The sequence below is a fragment of the Xylanibacter brevis P6B11 genome (genome assembly GCF_000621825.1).
Taxonomy (GTDB): Bacteria; Bacteroidota; Bacteroidia; order Bacteroidales; family Bacteroidaceae; genus Prevotella; species Prevotella brevis.
Window position 1 is genome coordinate 184263 of sequence record NZ_JHXG01000009.1, and the last position, 20153, is coordinate 204415.

A 20153-nucleotide genomic window follows, 5' to 3' on the forward strand; every position below is an offset into this window, starting at 1 on the left:
CCCTTGTAGGGGAGGGGCAGGGGGTGGGGTCTGTATTGTTATTATTCATCTCTGCTTTCGTTTTACGAAAAGTTCACTGCAAAAATACAAAACTTTTTTGAACACTGGACCATATCTATGAAAAAATGATTAACTTTGCAGCAAAATTAAGGTTAGCCATGCACGAAATAATAGAAAAACCGGGTTACGAACTTGACGAGACATTGAAAGAACTCTGGCAGGTACAGCTTGACCTGCTGCAGAAGCTGATAGATGTGTGCAACCGTCATAACCTGCGTTGCTGGGTGGACGGAGGCACCATGCTGGGCGCTGTTCGCCACAAGGGTTTTATACCCTGGGATGATGATATCGACGTAGCGATGATGCGAGAGGACTACGACCGCCTGAACGAGATTGCGGCACAGGAGTTCGAGCATCCCTATTTCTATCAGACAGCATATAGCGACACCGACTATTATCGCAGTCATGCGCAACTGCGAATGGATGGCACAACGGCCATTCGTCCCAGCGACTGCTTTCAGCCATTCCACCAAGGCATCTTTATCGATGTGTTTCCCATCGATGGTATTCCCATGGACGACGCAAGCGTTGACAATGCGCTGAAACGGAGCCGTCGCATCCTGCGCTTTCTGAAAGCGAAGAACACACGTATCTGGGCATCGGGACGCATCGGACTGATTGGACGTAAGTGGCGCGCCCGCCATGCAGTCAAGAAACGTGGCTGGAGTACCATCTTCCGTGAAGCAGAAGACCAGTACCGCCAGTTCCCCGTGGAATCGAACAAATACGTTGGCGAGCTGTCGTTCACCGGCAAATCGCTGGTCTATCCTAAGGAGATTTACGACAAGACACTCTGGCTGGACTTTGAGGATATCAAAGTGCCTGTGCCCGTGGGATGGGACACCTATCTCACCATTCAATACGGTGAAGACTATATGATACCGCTCAAAGACCCCACAATGCATGGACAACTGATTATCGACGCGCATCGCGACTATCGCGACGTGCTGCCCGAGATTCAGAAGGAATACAGCAAATCGGTATTCCAACGACTCTGGAAGAAAATCATCAAATAGCTATTGAACATGAAGATACTGCTATTCTGTGAGAACAAATATGCCGTGGATATCGTCAGACCACTGCAAGCAGAAGCTGACCGCCAAGGTGGACACGAGGTGTTGTGGTATGTGCACCAGAAGAAGATACCTGTCTTTCCACTGAAGGACGAGGTGCGCTGGACGCATTCCATGCAGGAGGCTTATGATTTCCATCCCGATGCTGTCTTTGCACCGGGCAACATTGTGCCTTACTACCTGAGCGGCGTGAAGTGCAGCATCTTTCATGGCTATGCAGCCGAGAAGCGCGACCAGTTTCATATCCGTAACTACTTCGACATCTACATGACGCAGGGCCGCTACTTCACCGAGGAGTTTCTGAAACTGCAGAAGAAGTACCGCGATTTTGAGGTGCTGGAGACGGGCTGGACACGCCAAGACTGGATAGCGAGCCATCGGCATGACTTCGACCAGGAGCGAGAGGAGCTGCTAAAGAGGCATCAGTGTGAACGCATCGTGCTGTATGCGCCGACGTTCTCGCCCCGCCTGACATCGCTGCCAAAGATTAAAGAGGCACTGGTAAAACTGGTTGACGAGAAGAGGGTGCTGCTGCTGATAAAGCTTCATCCGCTGACCCGCCAGGAATGGGTGGAGGAATACAGGCAGTTGGCTGCCAGTCATCAGAACATCGTCTTTGAGGATGACTTCGCCGTGAGCAAGTATATGCTGATGGCCGACGCCATGGTGAGCGACACGTCTTCGACCATCTACGAGATGCTGCTGCTGGACAAGCCCGTCATCACGGTGGACACCGTGAGTCAGGACCCCTACTGGAAAGACATCCACGACGTCGGTCTGTTGACAGCCGCCTACGACGAAGTGTTCAACAGTCAGATGCTGACAGAGAAGCGCCAATGGATCATTGCCAACTACGACCCTTACACCGACGGTCACTGTGCTGAACGCATGCTGCAAGGCGTGGCAGAATACATCAAGCGCCACGGTGTGCCTGCTAAGCGCAAGCTGAACCTGTGGCGCAAGTATGTGAGCATTAAAACTTTCGGACGTGTGAAGTAGCGTAGTTGCACTTCGCACGAAACACTATTTCTTTTGTTCTGCAACATATTCCCTCCATGGCTTGTTTAAGTCGAGGAAGCGATAGTTGCGTGGGGGTATCTCGCTGGGAATCTCCATGTAGTTGCCATAGAGATGCGTGAGATACTCATCGGGCTTTGACACGCCCATCAGCATACAATCTTCGAACTTAACAGGGACGGGCTCGCCATACCACTCCTTGGGCATGGCACCCTTTTCCGGACGATAGTCGTGATCGGCCAGCAACGGACTGTCGGCTATACGCCACTGACGGCGCACCTTGTCGAGCTTGGCATGCACATAGTCGGGCTTGAACAAACGGCGCAGCAGCAAAGTAATCATGCTGCGGAAACCACGACCGTGCTTATAGGGATCGGTGTGGGTGAAATACAACAGTTTCCACCACATCTTATAACGCGCATAATGACGGCGACGGGCACCGCAATCTTCTATCATACCATCAAGGGGAAACAAGTCGATAGGAAGGCCGCCTACAAAATCATAACTGCGGTGCATGCGATAAGTGGAACCGGCTTCCTGCACGCGTGCAAAAGGATAAGGATAGCCCTCGGTGCGGCCACCGCTTACCACTTCGTAGCCCTCGGGCATCCACTCGTCGGCATGCGCCAACAGGGTGTCGTAGTCCTCGCGAGGCATACCGACGTCGGCATCGTCGTCCCAGGGAATGAATCCACCATGACGCACGGCACCCAACATGGTGCCACACAGCAGATAGTAGGTGAGATGATGTTCGCGGCAGACTTTGTCTATCGCTTTCAGTATGTTCAACAGGCGGGCTTGCACCAGACGGGTCTCTTCGTCAACACGGTCACCGTGCAGCGCCAGAGCCTGCTCATTTGGATTGTAACTGGTTTCCATATCTTAAAAAATGCAATTTTGTTTGTAGCTTATAGTAGTTCTGGCTAAAGGCATAATGCACCATGTTGCGCCAGTCCATGCCCGACTTGCAGGGATGAATGGTGACCGTCTGCTTGGGCGCATCAGGATTCATCTGGTCGCAGAGGCGTGCCACGTACTCGAACATGTTGTACTCGCCCAGCACGCGCTGCTTCATGGCGTCGAGCGCTGCCACGGACTGCTCGTAGCGCTGTGCCTGAAGCTGCTGCTCGATGATGCGTATGGCCTGTTCGGGCTTACGGATATCTATGGGTTCGAAAGCATCACGACTGAAATAGTCGGCCAGATTGGTACAACCGTGATAGATAGGGAAGGTGCCTGTGAGGTAGCAGTCGCTGATTTTCTCGGTCCAGTAATAGCGCTCTGACGAGTTCTCGATAGCGATGTGATACTTATAAGGACGCAGCACATCCCACTTATCGTCGAAGGAACGGAATCCGCGACCGAAGATGTCTAGCTGATCGCCAAAACGGGCTTTGAGCTTCTCTACAAACTTGATGCGATCCAGGTGGCCACGGGTGAAGGCCTTGTTGCTGGTGATCACCGAGATGAGCTTGGTCTTCTCGGCGGGATCTGACGGTTGTGAGAGAGAGTCATAGTCCTGCGAATAAGTATAGGGGATGCCTGCCGAAGGCGGTGCCGGCTGATAGCCCACAAACCAAGGCAGAATGGCAGGACCATACTGCACATGGCGATGGTGCATCTGCTCCTGACAAGAGATGACCAGACCGAACTGGTCGATATAGCGCTGGGGATAGACAAGCACAGAACGGGGCTCGGTGGTGAGCAGGATGGTGTTCTCGGGCGCCACACGACAGGTCTGCTGGTCGCGCACGCCTTTTCCCTGAACCACCCAGAAATCGGCTTCGTCTAAGGAGTCGTCAAGACAGAACTCATAGCGTCCGTCCTGAGAACGCAGGTTGTGACCGGGGGTCTGACGGTGCATGATGGTGGCGAGACCATCGCGATAGGGCATGAATCTTACTTTATACATGTTGCTTGAGGTATTCGTTGGCAGCAGCTAATCCTTGTTTGATATAATAGCCTTCGTTCAGACGACGGCTCATCTCGGCAGCATGGCGTCGCATCGTTTCGTAGTCTGAAGGACTGAGCTGCGCAAGTCGGTCACTGATCTGAGACAGGGAGTCAACGCTGATGCCTACTTTCTGAGCTTCGATAAAAGGTGCCATAGCGGCTTGACTCCACACGATAACGGGGATGCCGGCACGCAGATAGAAGGAGGTCTTGTGGGGGTCGTTGATGCGCAGGTAGGTGCCCCAATCGCCTGTACACTCGTCGAGCGAGTCGCCATCCCACACCAGACCGAAGTCGGCCTGAGCAGTGGCGATGAAATCGTCGCTGGCCATGAAACCATGATAGTGCAAAGAGGCATTGGTGTTGGCCTGGTCATCGAATCCCTTGCCATAGAGTTCCATTTGCCATCCCTTCATAACGGGCTCTAAGAGATAGAGGAAGGCATTGCGCCAACGGCCCAGGTTACCGGCATAGACGACGGTTGGGGTGGTCTGAGCCTGCTGGTGGTTCTGACTGTCGGAGAGATAATCGAAAATCTGTAGGCAATGGATGCCACCCTTAAAGCCGTGCTCAATGAGATAATCGCGCATGGTGGGGTTGTGGACAATGAGAAAATCGGTCTTTGACAGACGACTGTTCTCCTGACTGGCTGTCAGCTTATGACGACGGAAGGCGCCTAGGTCGTGGATGACGGTGACCACCTTTGCGCCTTTCCACTTGGCAAAGGTGCATGCCATGAAATAGAACTTCTTGACTGGATATTGCAAGAAGAGCATATCATCTTTCTTCAGACGCCAGAGGATGCTAGTCACGCTGACCAGTTTGGTGAGGAATCGCCCTACCCCACCCTCGCCGAAGTTGTGGCGGGTGAGGTTGCAGAAGCCTTCCCGACGACAGATCTCGTCGATATCCTGCTTGGCCTTGTTGTTGGTGCCTACTTCAATGTAATACTTCATATCTGCCAAAATGAGTTATCTTTTTTCTACGTATCCACCGTTTGTCGTGCCGCTCCTTGACGCGGATAGCCTCGGCCACATCGTCTGGCGTCCACCCGCGCTGACGGGCATACTCGTCGAGGATGAAGCGATAGGCGGGGGTGAGCCAATAGAACAAGGTGAGGTTCTCCATACACTCGGCTTTGGGAACAGCACCGTGGAAGAACTGCATGCGGTTGATGTCTATCAGTTCGAAACGGAGATGGCTATCGACCAGCACATTGGTGGGATTCAGGTCGCGGTGCAACACGCCTGCCTCGTGGAGGGAGGCTACAAAGCGAGCATAGGCAACGGCCAGCGTTTCGTCGAAGGGGTCTTGCTCTATCAGGCGCGGACGGATGGGTTGGCTGTCGGTATAGGCGCAGATGTAATACACCTGCGTCGTGAAGCCCATGAAGTGCTGCTCGATATAGGCCACCTCGTGAGGTGTTTGGAAGCCTCGCTGGCGCAGGGCTACGGCATTCTCATAGGAACGGCGCGCCTTGCTATCGCGGAAGAACGTATAGGCAATCGACTTGATGATGTCGTTGCGCTTAAAGCGCTTCACCACCAGTTTCTCGCCACCGACCTCAAATAAGCGGACCTGATTACGCCCTTTGTACAGCAGTTCGCCCTTGTCTGCTGCAAACAGACTTGGCACTTGCTGAATCCATTCATTCAGTTGCTGGTAGTCAGGACTAACTATTATTCTCATGGGCTTTATTGATTTTCACGATGTTGCCAGACACGGGGGACTGGTTCTTAAACGCTGAAACGGTTTACCACCTCAACAACACGACGAGCGTCTGCCGGCGTCATCACCGGACTGATCGGCAGGCTCAGCTCCTGACGATGAATCTGTTCGGTGACAGGCAGTGACAGGTGCTTCCACTGGCGATAGCACTCTTGTTGATGTGGTGGAATGGGATAATGGATGAGTGTCTGTATCTCGTGCTGAGCCAGATACGCCTGAAGCTGGTCCCTGTTCGGGCATAGCACAGGATAGATGTGATAGACGTTCTGCTCTTTGGGCATTGCGACAGGCAAGGAGATGAGCGGGTTGCAGATCTCGGCATTGTAGATGTCGGCAATGGTCTGTCGGCGGGCATTATCTTCATCGAGATAGTGCAGCTTGACGGCAAGAACAGCGGCCTGGAGCTCATCCAAACGACTGTTGCGCCCGGTATATTTAAAGACATACTTACGCTGGCTTCCATAGTTGGCAAGCGCCCTGACGGTGTCAACAAGCTGGCGGTCGTTGCTGGTCACGGCACCACCATCGCCCAACGCCCCGAGGTTCTTACCCGGATAGAAGCTATGACCGGCAGCATCGCCAAGAGAGCCCGTACGACGTCCGTCGGAAAAGCGGCAGCCATGCGCCTGGGCATTGTCTTCAACCAGTTTTAAATGATACTTCTGGCACAGTTGTCCTATCTGCTCTGTATAGGCACAGCGCCCATACAAATGAACCAACAGAACGGAACGGGTACGTGGTGTGATGCGTGCTTCGATGGCACTATCGTCTATTTCCAACGTGTCGAGACGCGGCTCCACCAAGACGGGCACCAGATTATTTTCTGTCAGTGCGAGGATAGAAGCAATATAGGTGTTGGCTGGCACGATGACTTCATCGCCGGGCTGCATCACCCCCATCTCGATATAAGCACGATAGATCCAGATGAGCGCATCGAGACCATTGCCGCAACCCACACAATACTGTGTGCCGATAAAGCGGGCATAGTCGGACTCGAAACGAGCATTTTCCTTGCCTTGCAGATAATAGCCAGACTCCACGACGCGGTTGACCGCCTCGCGTATCTCCGTGCCATGTAGTTGGGTGACAGCCTGTAAATCCAGAAACTTAATCATGCCTCCACCTCCTTTCTATTTATATGCCTCCTTGCGGATGATTCTACCGTCTATCACGTCGTATTTCCGATTGAACTCCTCACGGCCGCGCTTCCAACGGTTGTGTGTCCACAGATAGAAAGGCGGCTGGCGACGGATGCTTTCCTCGAGCATCTGATAGAAGCGACGGGTGATAGCGAACTCTTCTTCTTTAGCTGCTTCGCTTGACACCAAACGGAAGGTGCAGATATACTGTCCACGACGCGGACGCTGCATATCTACATAGAACACGGCATCGTTCATCTTCTGCATGATTCGTTCGGCGCCTGTAAACACAGGGGTATCGTGGTTGAGGAAATCAACCCAGAGGTGCATATTCTCCCATTTAGGACTTTGGTCGCTGATATATCCGAAAAGCGAACGACGCTGCTCGCGTTTCAGCGTGATGAGATGACGCAAGATATCTTGCTTGGGCACACAAAGACCACCGTGGGCAGAACGAAGGTCAATGAAGAGCTGATTGAAAGCATCGTTGTACAACGGATGGTAGATAAGACCCATCACCGCGTTGGGATAGCGTTGGAATGCCAGGCCTACGGCAGAGAGCCACTCCCAATTGCAATAGTGGCCAAGGATGGCAGCACAGTTCTGTCCGTTGTCGAAAGCTTTCTCGAGTTCTTCCACGCCACGATACTCGATATGCTTTAGCAGCGTCTCGTTGCTGATGCTCAACAGTTTGATGGTCTCGACGAAATAGTCGCAAAGCCAATGATAGAACTGGCGCTCTATCTGTTTGATTTCTGCCTCGCCTTTTTCGGGGAATGATGATGTGAGCTGTCGGCGTACCAACTTCCTGCGATAGCCTATCAGATGGTAAACCAACACGAAGAAGCAGTCGGACACGCCATAGAGAAACCATAACGGCAACAGCGATATGGCGTAGCTAACGGCATAGAGGATATGATATAACAATCGTTTCATCGGCTTAACAGGTCTTTGGAGGTGGTTTGCAAGATGGCCTTGTTCACATTGAGAAGATGGGCTGCGTCGGTGCTGTTACTGATGAGAGCACGTTCGGCATCGAAATCGTACAATATCTCGCCCGAAGCATCATAGAGCCACTGGGCATTATTGAAGTTATGAACAGCAGTGGGATGCTGATAGGTGGCTGACAGCACATCGCGACTGAAAGGATAGTCGGCATGTGACAGTTGCAGTTGTCCTAACAAGGTGGCAGGCAGATCGCTCTGGTTACAGAGTGTCTCTACGCGACGGGCTTCTTTCACGGCACCGCCCAGCCAAAGCAAGGGGATGTGGTTCTTCTGAAGAGGCGTTGACGGGGTGACCTGCTGATAGTTGATGCCATGATCTGCGACCAGCACAATCAGAAGGTTGTCCCACTGGGGGGTACGTTTCAGCTTCTCAACGAACTGGAACAAGCAGGCATCCAAATAATGGAAGGCATTCTTGACCTCATCGTCTAACACCTTCGTAGGTACATCCCACGGCTCATGACTACTCAACGTGCTATAGCCCCAAAGATGTGGCTGTGCATGATCTGGCGTGGAGGTGATTTGCGAATAAAGGGTCTCGAAGGTAATCTCGTCTTGCACGCCCCACTGAGACGTGTTCTGTTGCTCACGGGAATAGTCGTCCATGCTGGTGATCTTATCCCATCCGGTAGAGATCAGATAAGAACGCATGTTGGTAAAGTTGATGTCTCCACCATAGAGGTAACTGGTGGCATAGCCCTCGGCCTTCAGCGTACGTGCGATGCTGGGAAGCGTGCGACTCTTCTCGGGAATCTTCATCACCGAGAACGAGGGGAAAGAGGGATAGCCACTCAAGGCGCAGACCGTGCCACGATCTGTGCGCCAGCTGTTGCCATAGCAACGCTCGAAATAGATACCCTCGTTTTTGAGTTGCTGCAGATGGGGCATCGCGTCGGCAAACAGTTCGCTGGCGCTCTCCATCAAGATGACCACGACATGGGGACGTGTGGTGTTAAGCAGGGTATCTGTCAATACGCTCTCAGTGGTATAGACATCCTGAACCAACTGCTGGCACTGCGCCTCATCGAAAAAGGTGTATTGCGACAGGTCGTCGAGCTGATGGCTCAAAGAGTAGAGGAAGCTGAATACGGGGTTGACGGCCGAATGGTTCAGAAACTGATTCTCGGAATAATAAACCTGACCGATATTGGTGGTTGACTCTCTGACGCCGCCACGGATGCCTATCACCATGACGGGTATCAGCAACAAAGAGAAGATGGTCTTCTCAAAACGGCCTTTCTTGATGACCTTTGTTGGTTGTTTGGCTATTCTGTCGTAAAGGCAATAAATGATGATGGCCGTGACGACCAACAAGAGGAAACGCCACACCAGATAACCAACAGACACGCTCGCCATCGCTTCGGTGGGCGTTGAGAGATAGGTCAGGCATACGGCATCGAGCTTGAAATTCCAAAACGGATACAAGCTCGTGTCTGCTACGAATGCCAAGGAGAATGCCAACGCAACAACACCACTATAAACACGGAAAAGCCATTTGGGCAGAATGTGCCAAATGGATATCATGGATAAGAGATAGGGAACGATGAGAAAATAGAGCACCGTTGAGGCATCCAGCGTCAAGCCATGCCAGACAACGGCGAAGTAATCGACAACATGAACATCGTGCCCTGCGCCATTGCAAAGCATAAAGACCATCTTAGCAACAAAGAATACGAAAAGTGTTGTAAGATAGTATCCGCACAGATATCTCAGTCTATTTTTCACAGCGATTGCATATCATTCAGTTTCTTATAATAGCCATCCATATTAAGAAGCTCATCGTGTGTACCGCGTTCTACGATACGTCCTTCGTGGAGCACACAAATCTCATCGGCATTCTTAATGGTTGACAGGCGGTGAGCAATAGCCACCGTTGTGCGTGTTTTCATCAGTCGCTCTAAGGCATCCTGCACCAAACGCTCGCTCTCTGTATCGAGAGCAGAGGTAGCCTCGTCGAGAATCAAGATGGGGGGATTCTTCAGAATGGCGCGGGCAATGCTGACGCGCTGACGCTGGCCACCCGACAGGCGTCCGCCACGATCGCCGATGTTGGTATTGAAGCCTTGTTCGCTCTGCATGATAAAGTCGTAGGCATTGGCAATCTTAGCGGCCTCGGCAATCTGTTCATCGGTGGCATTGTCAACACCAAACGAGATGTTGTTGCGGAAAGTGTCGTTGAAGAGAATGGCCTCTTGGTTGACATTACCTATCAGCTGTCTCAGGTCGTGAATGCCAAGGTCTTTAACGTTGATGCCATCAATCAGCACCTCACCTTCCTGCACATCATAGTAACGGGGGATCAAATCGACCAACGTGGACTTGCCACCACCGCTCTGTCCTACTAGTGCAATGGTTTTGCCCTTCGGAATAACGAGGTTAATGTTTCTCAGTACCCACTGGTCGGCATACTTAAACGACACGTTGCGGAACTCTATCTCGTGTTCAAACGACGTGATATGCTTGGGGTTCTTAGGTTCTACGATGGTGTTCTCTGCCATCAAGATCTTATCGATACGTTCCATGGAAGCCAGACCTTTGGGGATATTATAGCCTGCCTTAGAGAACTCCTTCAACGGGTTGATGATTGAATAGAGGATGACCATGTAGTAGATGAACGTAGGACCGGTGATGGTTTGGTTGTTGAGCACCAGGATGCCACCAAACCAAAGCACGATAACAATCATCACGGTGCCCAGGAACTCACTCATAGGATGGGCAGACGACTGACGGATGTTGACACGCATCAGATTGTCGCGGTACTGCGAATTGATGCGGTCGAAACGCTGGTTCATCTTATCTTCGGCACAGAAGGCCTTGATGATGCGCAGACCACCTAAGGTCTCTTCTACCTGACTCATCGTATCGCTCCACAGGGCCTGGGCCTCGATACTCTTGCGCTTCAGCTTTCTGCCAACGACACCCATCACCCAGCCCATCACAGGAACAATCACCAGGGTGAACAGAGTCAACTGCCATGACACGAACAGCATGGTGCAGAAATAGGCGATAATCAGCACGGGATTCTTAAACAGCATGTCGAGTGAAGACATGATAGAGCTCTCTACTTCCTGCACATCACCACTCATGCGAGCAATGATATCACCTTTGCGCTCTTCGGAGAAGAAGCCCAGAGGCAGAGAGGTTATCTTTTGATAGAGCTGATTGCGGATGTCGCGCACCACACCGGTACGGATAGGTACGATACATGCCGACGTGAGGAAATAGGCGCCCGTTTTCAACAATGTGGTGACGGCCAGGAAAAGACCGATAAACAACAGTGTGGTGGTCTGACCGTAATCGCGAATCAGGCAATTCACAAAATAATTCAGGTTATTCATCAGTACGGTCTGCACATCGCTCCAATCCCACGCCATATAGCCACTCGCAGCATCGGCCTCACCTGTCTGGAACAGGATTTGTAAGATGGGAATCAGTGCCGCAAACGAGAATATATTGAGAACGGCCGACATGATATTGAAAAATACCGACGCAGCAAGATATCGATTATATGGAGGAACAAACCTACGTAATACTTGCAGGAATTCTTTCATCTTCTTTTTCTAATTATATTATTTGTTTGCAAAGATACGAATATTAATCCGAATAACAGGTACGATAACGTGTAAAAATAGGAAAACACCCTATCCTATTGATGTTTCGCAGATGGAGCTATCACCAACTTATCGTTATTCATACGATACATGTACTGCTGGATAATGGATTTCATCTGACTGGTCATGTGCTGCAGCGTGTCAGCAGGCACCTCCATGAGTATGTTCTTACTAAAGACTGAGTCAGTGCGATAACGGTAAGCTGCCGTCACTTCTTGTCCGTCGAACTCCAGCACGTATGGACCTTTCACAAACTCATAGCCATTGCTCTCTGGCACCCAGTGCAGGGCATGCGTCTCTTCTGCCGGCGTATGCAGCATATCTTTTCCAAAGGCCAGATAAGGCTGGTCGTAATGAAGATAAGCCAGCACCGTAGGCATGATGTCTATCTGTTCCACCACACGTTGGGTGTCATAGCCACGCAACGACTCGTCGCCTGGCGCATACAGGATGATAGGCACGTTGAACAGTCCTAATGTTGTCTTGTAGAAGGGGTCTATGGGCGAACTGCTATGGTCTGCCGTCAACACAAAGAGGGTATTCTTGAACCAAGGCTGTTTGCTGGCTTCCTTGAAGAACTGTCTCAAGGCGTGGTCTGTATATGCCACACACTCTTGCAGGGGAATCTCGCCTTTTGGGAACACGTTCTTGTAGCGTGCGGGCAGGTTGAAAGGCGTATGCGAGGTTGCCGAGAACAAAGCAGTCATAAAGGGTTGCTTCATCTTGTTCATCTGAGCGACATAGAACTGCATAAACTCTTCATCCCAAATAGCCCAGGTGCCATCGAAGTCTTTATCGCCATTGAAATGCGGATCCTCGTTATACTCTGTTCTGCCATAATAGCGCTGGAAACCGGTGGCACGGGCAAAAGCCTGGAAGCCCATCGAGTTGTTCTGAGCGCCGTGGAAGAAGGCGGTGGTATAACCTTTCTTCTCGCCTAACTCACGCGCCAGACCTGACATATGGTTCAGGGAGGCAGGCGTCAGGAACAACGGCTCTACGTAGTTTGGCAGCGACGACAGCGTGGAAGGCATTCCTTCGATACTCTTTCGGCCATTCGAATAAGAATATCTCCAAGTGATAGCGCCATGAGCAATCAGCGAATCTACGAAAGGAGTAAAGCCCTTGTAAGCACCGCCACGCAAGGTCTGGTTGTAGTAGCCCATGTGCTGTTTGCCCCAGCTCTCGAGTATAAGCACCACTACGTTCTTGGGCTGAAAGGCCACCGAGTCGTTGGGCACATGGATGGGCGTATAGAAAGACAGTGCCTCTTCCTCGCTCATATAACTGGGAGTCACAAGGGGTTTCTTGCTGAGCGTACGGTAGATGCTGAAAGGTGTGTTCAGCACAATGCCTGTCTCTGCCGGACGATCCACAAACTGATTGGCATTACTGATGGTAATGGGGCGGACGGCATGCGAGAAGCCTCCGCGCATACCGGCAATGACCAACGGAACAGCTGCCACGAGTATCACGGTCTGGGTGACGTAATAGCGCCATGATGCTTTCACTGCCGACACCTGCTGCGGACGGAACACCTTCCACAACAGCCACGACAGGGCAAAGGCCAACAATACCAGATACCAGTTTGCCAAGAACTGTTCGCCCATAATCTTTGTCATTCCGCCTACACCCTCATGACTAAACTCGTAGAATACAGAGGTGGTGGTTCGCTTTCCCGTATATGGGAAATAGACGCAGTCGCACAGGTTTGCCCATATGGCCACAGAGTTGCAAACCACGTAAATCCATTTCACCACTTGGTAATATCCTTTCCGCTCTTTCCAATGCAAGGGAAACAGCATCAGCAAGATAACCAACGCATTGGTATAAAGAATGGCAGTGGTATCAAAGATGAGACCCGCAGCAAAAAGACTGGCAGCATGGCCCCACGTCATTGTATCAGCATAAAGCGACCAGTTTACCAACAAGAAAACCAATCTGCAAAACGTGAACAGTAAGAATATGACAAATAAATTGCTAACCAAGCCCACAACGGGATATCTAAAGAATGTTCTTCTCATAATATTCGTCTTTAAAAGCGAGTGCAAAGTTACAAAAAAGTGGATATAATATGGCACTTTTCAAAGAAAAAGTAGTAATTTTGCGACCAATGAAACAGAAAAGAATGAAGAGGAAAGTAACCTGGACCATCGCCACCCTTCTATTGGTGGGTCTCGGGTCTTGGATCTATAGCCGTTGGAACGTATGGTTCCACAACCCTGACGAAGAGCCTTATACCGCCAGCAGCACACCTCACTGGGTGCTACTGACCTTTGGCGACTCCACAGAATGGGCACGCAACGTGAGTTGGCAAGGCGACAGCATGGTGCGCCCGTCGCACCTGGAACTGGCACAGTTGCCCGATGGCGACACCATCCAGATTCCTGCCAATGGCGAAGTCTTCGAGTCTCGTGCCGGAAAGGCTGCTTATTACGTGGCCCGACTGCGCAACCTGCAACCCAACGCCTGCTATGCCTATCGGGCAGTGACAGACGGCAAGGCCTCTGAGTGGTATCATTTCACTACCAGCAAACAGACGCACGACGACCTCTCGTTCCTCTACGTAGGAGATGTTCAAGACACCCTTTACGGCGAGGCCAACCGTTTCCTCCGTGAGGCTCTCCACCGACACCCACAGAGTGAGTTTCTGGTTTGTGGCGGAGACCTGACGGAACGTCCCACCAACCAGCACTGGACAGAGACCTTTCGCGACCTCGACAGCGTGGCTCAGCACCTGCCTTTGGTGTGTGTCACGGGCAATCACGATTACCTGAAAGGGGTTATCGTATCGCTGGAGCGCCGCTTCTCGCTCATCCACTCTTACTATCTCGACTCGAAGGTTGGCGACAATCAAGTGTTTACGTTTCACTACGGTCCCGCGCAGTTCTTTTTGTTAGACAGCAACCGCGAGTTTCCTTACCTCTTCACTCAGCGCCAATGGCTGGAAGAACAGCTCAAGCGCAGCACCGCCCGCTGGAAGATTGTGGTGCTTCACCACCCTCTTTTTTCTCTGAAAGGCAACAACAACCTGATTCAGCGCTGGATGTTCAACGACCTCATCGAGGAGTATGGCGTTGACCTCGTGCTGCAAGGCCACGAACATGCCTACGGACGTATGACTCGCCACACCGACGAGGGCCAAGCCACCACGCCTATCTATACCGTCAGCCACTGTTCACCAAAGAACTACTACATACAGTTTGACGACCGTTTCGACAAGTTTGGCATCTCTAGCCGTTACTATCAGACCGTGAACATCTCTGGCGACACGCTGTCTATGGCTGCTTATGAGGTGTATAAGCATACGCTCTACGACTCCATCTGCGTCATCAAGAACGGAGCAGACACCCGCATCCTAGATTATGGCAGAGCCATTCCCGAATATACAAAATTTACGCCCGACCTCTCTCGAAAGAAAGACCGGGCGTATGCCGAACGCATCGAAGCGTATAGAAAACGTCATCCCGAACGCATCAAAGGGCTTCGCCCAACAAAGTAGCACTGGTGCTACCCGTGATACGCACGCGGACTGTTTCGCCTATATGGTGGTTTTTCTTATCGAAGACCACCATTTTATTTTGTTCTGTTCTGCCGCACAACTGCTCGCGCGAACGCTTTGAGAAGCCTTCTACCAGCACATCAAACTCCTTGCCCTCATCCTTCTTGTTCTGTTGGGCAGAAATCTCTGTCTGCAGTGCAATCATCTCGTTCAATCGACGAATCTTCTCTTCCTCTGGCACATTATCAGGTAAATGCTTTGAGGCAAACGTGCCAGGACGCTCTGAGTACTTGAACATAAAGGCAGAATCATAACCCACCTCACGCATCAACGACAGTGACAACTGATGATCTTCCTCGGTCTCGTCGTGATAACCCACGAAGATATCTGTTGACAAGCCACAGTCAGGGATGACTCGACGGATGGCAGCCACACGGTCCAAATACCATTCACGCGTGTATTTACGGTTCATCAACTTCAGAATACGGTCGCTACCACTCTGCACTGGCAGGTGGATATGCTTGCAGACATTGGGCATCTCAGCAATCACCTGGAGGGTCTCGTCGCTCATATCCTTGGGATGCGAGGTGGTGAAGCGGATACGCAACTCTGGTGCCTCTTCTGCCACAGCTCTCAGTAGCTTAGGAAAGCCTATGCCCTCGAAGTTATAGCTATTGACATTCTGGCCCAGCAGGGTTACCTCCTTAAAACCGCGATCGCGCAGGTCGCGTACCTCACGCAGAATGCTCTCCACATCACGACTGCGCTCACGACCACGAGTGTAAGGCACGATACAGTAATGACAGAAGTTGTTACAACCGCGCATGATGCTCACAAAACCGCCAATCTTGTGTCCCAAACCAATACGCTGGGGTACTACATCGCGGTAGGTCTCGGTTGTAGAAAGTTCAATATTGATAGCCTTGTGTCCTAACTCTGCCTGCGCTACCAGATCGGGCAACGACAGATAGGCATCAGGACCTGCTACGAGGTCGGCACCATGGTTCTGCAGCAGGTCGTCTTTCACACGCTCTGCCATGCAACCCAGCACGCCAACCACCAAACTACGCTTACGCTTCACAGCATTCAGCGCTTCCAATCTATGATAGATCTTCTGCTCGGCATTATCACGCACCGAACAGGTGTTCAGGAATACCGCATCGGCCTCATCAATATTCTCGCAGTTCTCATAGCCTGCCATCTTCATGACCGATGCCACCACTTCCGAGTCTGCCACATTCATCTGGCAGCCGTAAGTCTCAATAAAAAGTTTCTTCATTAGCTAATTTCTCAATTTCGACTGCAAAATTAAGAAATAATTATGAATTACAGACTTTAATAAAAATAATTTCACCTTTATACATATATAATTAGTAAATATTCGTACCTTTGCAGTTGAATTACACAATAACAACAAAAGATGAGTTTTTCTAAAGTTAACATCTGGACCGAAATACGTGATTACACACTTTTGGCTATCGCCATGATCAGCTATAGCATTGGATGGACCGTATTTCTCTTGCCCAACAACATCACTACGGGCGGTGTTGCGGGTGTGTCATCTATATTGTTCTGGGCCACAGGCATTCCCATCAACGTCAGCTACTTCCTCATCAACGCTGTATTGTTGCTCATCGCCCTGCGTATCCTGGGATTTAAATTCTGCTTGAAGACCATCTTTGCCGTCTCTGTGCTGACCACCGCACTGACCATCATGCCGCAATACATCACGGTTCATCTGCTCCGCGACCAGCCATTCATGGCCGCCATCATCGGTGCCGTTTTCTGTGGCAGTGGCGTGGGCTTGGGGTTGGCTGCTAATGGCTCTACCGGTGGCACCGACATCATTGCGGCTATCATCAACAAATACCGTGATATCTCACTGGGACGCGTCATCTTGATTTGCGACGTCGTCATCATCTCCAGCAGCTACTTCGTACTAGGCGATATCGAACGCGTGATCTATGGCTATGTGGTTCTCTATGTCACCTCTTTCTGTATAGACCAGGTCGTGAACTCCATGCGCCGTTCGGTGCAGTTTTTCATCATCAGCGACAAGTACGAGGAGATTGGCCAGCGCATCAATCGCGAGCCTCATCGTGGATGTACCGTCGTTGATGCCCATGGCTTCTATTCTGGCAAAGAGGTCAAGATGCTCTTTGTTCTGGCCAAGCGCCGACAGAGCGATGTGATCTTCCGCATCATCAACGAGATAGACCCCAACGCTTTTGTTTCTCAAAGTGCTGTTATTGGTGTTTACGGAGAGGGCTTCGACCGCTTTAAGGTGCGCAGCAAAAACCCCAAGAAGATAGAATAATCCGTAACTTATTCTTTATAAAGACACACTTTACCTTCGCGTAGCGAGGCAGGCACGTCTATCAGGCGCTGGTTGCGAGAGCCGCGAAAGTGAAGTGTTTCGTCGCGTTGTGACTTCACAAACGGACCGTCCACCAACACGTCAATCTTTTCAAGCAGTGCCTTCTGGCGCGGATTGCTCACCAGCGACTCAAAGGTAAAGCCGGTGTAGCACCATATATCCTTGTCTGTACGTGACTTGATGGCCTTTGCCAACTCGGTAAAGCCCTCGGGCTGATACATCGGATCACCACCCGAGAAGGTCACGTTAGCAAAGGGGTCAGCCTCTATGACGCTCATAATCTCGTCGGTCGTCATAGTATGACCGCCTTCAAAATCCCACGACTGCGGGTTATGACAGCCAGCACATTGATGTCTGCAACCAGCACAATAAATGGAGGTCCGGAATCCCGGACCATCCACCATTGTATCTTCTATAATGCTTAATACGCTAATCATGAAAACAGTTTCTGATCACCATCGTCAATATGTGTCACGCGGTCGTTGAGCTCAGCCAACTTACCGCTGTTCCATCGGTCGGTTGTGCCCACCAGATAGCCAGTGATACGCTGAAGGCGGTCGATATTGGTTGAACCGCACTTTGGACAAGCCTTCAGGTCGCTCTGTGCATTCTCGTAGCCACAGTCCATACAGCGATTACGGTTGTGGTTCACCGAGCCGTAGCCCATATTCAGGCGGTCCATCATGTCAACCACGCTCATAATCACCTGTGGGTTGTGTGTAGCGTCACCATCAATCTCCACATAGAAGATGTGTCCACCACGAGTCAAGTCGTGATAGGGAGCCTCAACCTCTGCCTTATGACGAGCCGAGCACTTGTAGTACACAGGCACATGGTTTGAGTTGGTATAGTAGTCGCGGTCTGTCACACCTGGAATGCTACCAAAGTCGCGACGGTCTTTCTTTGTGAAGCGTCCGGCCAGTCCCTCTGCAGGTGTTGCCAGTACAGAATAGTTGTGATGATACTGTTCACAGAATCCGTTGACACGGTCGCGCATGTAGGTCACAATCTTCAGTCCCAGTTCCTGAGCCTCCTCACTTTCGCCGTGATGTTTTCCAATCAAAGCCACCAAGCACTCTGCCAGGCCAATGAAACCGATGCCCAGTGTACCCTGGTTAATCACACTCTCTACCGTGTCGTTGGGGCCCAACTTATCAGCACCAATCCACAAGCTCTTCATCAGCAAGGGGAACTGTCGGGTGAAGGCGGTCTTTTGGAACTGGAAGCGGTCGTCCAACTGCTTGGCCGTGATTTCCAACAGGTCGTCGAGCTTGGCAAAGAACTGACCGATGCGCTGTTCCTTGTCTTTGATATCGCGGCACTCCAGCGCCAGACGTACGATATTCATTGTCGAGAACGAGATGTTACCTCTTCCCACACTGGTTTTCGGTCCGAAACGGTTCTCAAACACACGCGTACGGCATCCCATCGTTGCCACCTCGTGCAGGTAGCGTTCAGGATCGTCGGCACGCCACTCCTCGCTCTGGTTGAACGTGGCATCGAGGTTCAGGAAGTTCGGGAAGAAACGACGGGCCGTCACCTTACATGCCAACTGATAGAGATCGAAGTTACGATCCTCGGGCAGGTAGTTCACACCACGCTTTTTCTTCCATATCTGAATGGGGAAGATGGCCGTTTCGCCACCGCCTACGCCCTCGTAGGTAGAGAGCAATAGCTCGCGCATCACGCATCGACCCTCTGCCGAGGTGTCTGTACCGTAGTTGATAGACGAGAACACCACCTGATTACCACCTCGTGAGTGGATGGTGTTCATATTGTGGATAAAGGCCTCCATGGCCTGATGCACGCGTCCCACCGTTTTGTTGATGGCATGCTGGCGCACGCGGTCCAGTCCTTTCAAGCCGTCCAGAGGCTGCTTCACATAGTCGAGCAGTGGTTCCTGATAGATGGCTGAGTAGTCCTCGCCGTTCAAATCCTCCAGATATTTCAGCTCCTCGATATACGACAGGCGTACAAAGGGTGCCAGATAGAAGTCGAATGCAGGGATAGCCTGACCTCCGTGCATCTCGTTCTGCGCACACTCCAGCGAGATACAAGCCAGCACCGAAGCTGTCTCAATACGCTTGGCGGGGCGCGATGCACCGTGTCCGGCAATGAAGCCACAGTTCAGGATGTGGTCCAGCGGGTGCTGTACACAGGTGAACGACTTCGTGGGATAATAGTCTTTATCGTGGATATGCAGATAGTTGTGTGTCACGGCATCACGACTCTCGGCCGACAACAGATAGTCATCGACAAAGGGCTTGGTGGTCTCTGAAGCGAACTTCATCATCATGCCAGCAGGTGTGTCGGCATTCATGTTGGCATTCTCGCGCGTGATATCATTATTCTTAATATTCACGATATCCAGGAACACGTCGCGGGTCTTTGCCTTACGGGCAATAGAACGCTGGTTACGATAGGCGATATACTTCTGAGCCACGTCCTTACGACTTGACTTCATCAGCTCCAGTTCCACCATATCCTGGATTTGCTCCACCGTCATCTGTGTCTCACCACGCTGGGCCACATGATCTGTTATCTGATTGAGCAGGTTGTCATCCTCACCTTTATCGGTGGTCATCATCGCCTTACGGATGGCAGCAATGATTTTCTGCTCGTTAAACCCGACGATTCGTCCGTCGCGCTTCACAACTGTCTGTATCATAATACCTTCGAAAAAAGT

16 protein-coding genes are annotated in these 20153 nt (G+C 51.3%); 4 read left to right on the forward strand and 12 right to left on the reverse strand.

The features are described from left to right. The first annotated feature begins 125 nt into the window (after window positions 1-125). Together T496_RS14400 and T496_RS0106105 are read left to right on the forward strand one after the other, a co-directional pair. Entirely contained in the window at window positions 126-1076 is a 951-nt protein-coding gene (locus T496_RS14400) for a LicD family protein (protein WP_081783572.1), read from the forward strand. A 9-nt stretch (window positions 1077-1085) separates the two neighbouring features. Further along, entirely contained in the window at window positions 1086-2132 is a 1047-nt protein-coding gene (locus T496_RS0106105; RefSeq protein WP_027449959.1) for a CDP-glycerol glycerophosphotransferase family protein, read from the forward strand. 24 nt (window positions 2133-2156) lie between these two features. Here T496_RS0106105 and T496_RS0106110 read toward each other — a convergent pair whose 3' ends face one another. The 9 genes from T496_RS0106110 to T496_RS0106150 all read right to left on the reverse strand — a co-directional run bounded on the left by T496_RS0106110 (window position 2157) and on the right by T496_RS0106150 (window position 13612). Continuing rightward, entirely contained in the window at window positions 2157-3029 is an 873-nt protein-coding gene (locus tag T496_RS0106110; protein WP_044110732.1) for a LicD family protein, read from the reverse strand. Continuing rightward, window positions 3004-4062, reverse strand: a complete 1059-nt coding sequence (locus tag T496_RS14405; RefSeq protein ID WP_027449961.1) for a glycosyltransferase family 10 domain-containing protein — start codon at window positions 4060-4062, stop codon at window positions 3004-3006. Before T496_RS14405 ends, T496_RS0106110 begins: the two co-directional genes overlap by 26 nt. Then, complete coding sequence (locus T496_RS0106120; protein ID WP_027449962.1) at window positions 4055-5059, reverse strand: galactofuranosyltransferase; 1005 nt, start codon at window positions 5057-5059, stop codon at window positions 4055-4057. Before T496_RS0106120 ends, T496_RS14405 begins: the two co-directional genes overlap by 8 nt. Beyond that, window positions 5043-5792: a lipopolysaccharide kinase InaA family protein gene (locus T496_RS13630; RefSeq protein WP_052342109.1), complete on the reverse strand. Its 750-nt coding sequence runs from the start codon at window positions 5790-5792 to the stop codon at window positions 5043-5045. The genes T496_RS0106120 and T496_RS13630 overlap by 17 nt, the downstream gene beginning before the upstream one ends. 47 nt (window positions 5793-5839) lie before the next feature. After that, window positions 5840-6946 (reverse strand): DegT/DnrJ/EryC1/StrS family aminotransferase, encoded by a 1107-nt coding sequence (locus T496_RS0106130; protein ID WP_027449963.1) that lies wholly within the window; start codon window positions 6944-6946, stop codon window positions 5840-5842. 15 nt (window positions 6947-6961) lie between these two features. Continuing rightward, window positions 6962-7906 (reverse strand): lysophospholipid acyltransferase family protein, encoded by a 945-nt coding sequence (locus T496_RS0106135; protein ID WP_044110734.1) that lies wholly within the window; start codon window positions 7904-7906, stop codon window positions 6962-6964. Continuing rightward, window positions 7903-9702 carry an LTA synthase family protein gene (locus T496_RS0106140; protein WP_027449965.1) on the reverse strand — a complete coding sequence of 600 codons (1800 nt, stop codon included), beginning with the start codon at window positions 9700-9702 and terminating at the stop codon, window positions 7903-7905. Before T496_RS0106140 ends, T496_RS0106135 begins: the two co-directional genes overlap by 4 nt. Further along, a complete protein-coding gene (locus T496_RS0106145; RefSeq protein WP_027449966.1) occupies window positions 9699-11528 on the reverse strand; it encodes an ABC transporter ATP-binding protein in 1830 nt (609 codons plus the stop codon). Before T496_RS0106145 ends, T496_RS0106140 begins: the two co-directional genes overlap by 4 nt. Before the next feature lie 95 nt (window positions 11529-11623). Continuing rightward, complete coding sequence (locus tag T496_RS0106150) at window positions 11624-13612, reverse strand: LTA synthase family protein (RefSeq protein WP_027449967.1); 1989 nt, start codon at window positions 13610-13612, stop codon at window positions 11624-11626. Between the two features lie 104 nt (window positions 13613-13716). Between T496_RS0106150 and T496_RS0106155 the strand changes: the two genes are divergently transcribed. Further along, window positions 13717-15090, forward strand: a complete 1374-nt coding sequence (locus T496_RS0106155; protein WP_027449968.1) for a purple acid phosphatase family protein — start codon at window positions 13717-13719, stop codon at window positions 15088-15090. On the opposite strand, the gene miaB is transcribed toward T496_RS0106155, so the two are convergent. Next, entirely contained in the window at window positions 15065-16369 is a 1305-nt protein-coding gene (miaB, locus tag T496_RS0106160; protein ID WP_027449969.1) for a tRNA (N6-isopentenyl adenosine(37)-C2)-methylthiotransferase MiaB, read from the reverse strand. The two genes, T496_RS0106155 and miaB, sit on opposite strands and share 26 nt — an antisense overlap. Before the next feature lie 141 nt (window positions 16370-16510). Here miaB and T496_RS0106165 point away from each other — a divergent pair, with 141 nt between their 5' ends. Beyond that, window positions 16511-17407: a YitT family protein gene (locus T496_RS0106165; protein WP_027449970.1), complete on the forward strand. Its 897-nt coding sequence runs from the start codon at window positions 16511-16513 to the stop codon at window positions 17405-17407. Window positions 17408-17415: 8 nt separating this feature from the next. On the opposite strand, the gene nrdG is transcribed toward T496_RS0106165, so the two are convergent. Together nrdG and T496_RS0106175 are read right to left on the reverse strand one after the other, a co-directional pair. After that, a complete protein-coding gene (gene nrdG, locus T496_RS0106170) occupies window positions 17416-17904 on the reverse strand; it encodes an anaerobic ribonucleoside-triphosphate reductase activating protein (RefSeq protein ID WP_027449971.1) in 489 nt (162 codons plus the stop codon). After that, the gene (locus tag T496_RS0106175) at window positions 17901-20135 is read right to left on the reverse strand and encodes an anaerobic ribonucleoside triphosphate reductase (protein ID WP_027449972.1); all 2235 of its coding nucleotides are present in this window, start codon (window positions 20133-20135) and stop codon (window positions 17901-17903) included. The genes nrdG and T496_RS0106175 overlap by 4 nt, the downstream gene beginning before the upstream one ends. Window positions 20136-20153: the final 18 nt, after the last annotated feature.

What these genes read in the sequence shown, in the direction of transcription:
- T496_RS13630 (WP_052342109.1), bottom strand. Translation starts at nt 5,792, where the DNA reads ATGAGAATAATAGTTAGTCCTGACTACCAGCAACTGAATGAATGGATT.
- T496_RS0106105 (WP_027449959.1), top strand. Translation starts at nt 1,086, where the DNA reads ATGAAGATACTGCTATTCTGTGAGAACAAATATGCCGTGGATATCGTC.
- T496_RS0106145 (WP_027449966.1), bottom strand. Translation starts at nt 11,528, where the DNA reads ATGAAAGAATTCCTGCAAGTATTACGTAGGTTTGTTCCTCCATATAAT.
- T496_RS0106155 (WP_027449968.1), top strand. Translation starts at nt 13,717, where the DNA reads ATGAAGAGGAAAGTAACCTGGACCATCGCCACCCTTCTATTGGTGGGT.
- T496_RS0106120 (WP_027449962.1), bottom strand. Translation starts at nt 5,059, where the DNA reads ATGAAGTATTACATTGAAGTAGGCACCAACAACAAGGCCAAGCAGGAT.
- T496_RS0106110 (WP_044110732.1), bottom strand. Translation starts at nt 3,029, where the DNA reads ATGGAAACCAGTTACAATCCAAATGAGCAGGCTCTGGCGCTGCACGGT.
- miaB (WP_027449969.1), bottom strand. Translation starts at nt 16,369, where the DNA reads ATGAAGAAACTTTTTATTGAGACTTACGGCTGCCAGATGAATGTGGCA.
- T496_RS14405 (WP_027449961.1), bottom strand. Translation starts at nt 4,062, where the DNA reads ATGTATAAAGTAAGATTCATGCCCTATCGCGATGGTCTCGCCACCATC.
- T496_RS0106150 (WP_027449967.1), bottom strand. Translation starts at nt 13,612, where the DNA reads ATGAGAAGAACATTCTTTAGATATCCCGTTGTGGGCTTGGTTAGCAAT.
- nrdG (WP_027449971.1), bottom strand. Translation starts at nt 17,904, where the DNA reads ATGATTAGCGTATTAAGCATTATAGAAGATACAATGGTGGATGGTCCG.
- T496_RS0106130 (WP_027449963.1), bottom strand. Translation starts at nt 6,946, where the DNA reads ATGATTAAGTTTCTGGATTTACAGGCTGTCACCCAACTACATGGCACG.
- T496_RS14400 (WP_081783572.1), top strand. Translation starts at nt 126, where the DNA reads ATGATTAACTTTGCAGCAAAATTAAGGTTAGCCATGCACGAAATAATA.
- T496_RS0106165 (WP_027449970.1), top strand. Translation starts at nt 16,511, where the DNA reads ATGAGTTTTTCTAAAGTTAACATCTGGACCGAAATACGTGATTACACA.
- T496_RS0106175 (WP_027449972.1), bottom strand. Translation starts at nt 20,135, where the DNA reads ATGATACAGACAGTTGTGAAGCGCGACGGACGAATCGTCGGGTTTAAC.
- T496_RS0106135 (WP_044110734.1), bottom strand. Translation starts at nt 7,906, where the DNA reads ATGAAACGATTGTTATATCATATCCTCTATGCCGTTAGCTACGCCATA.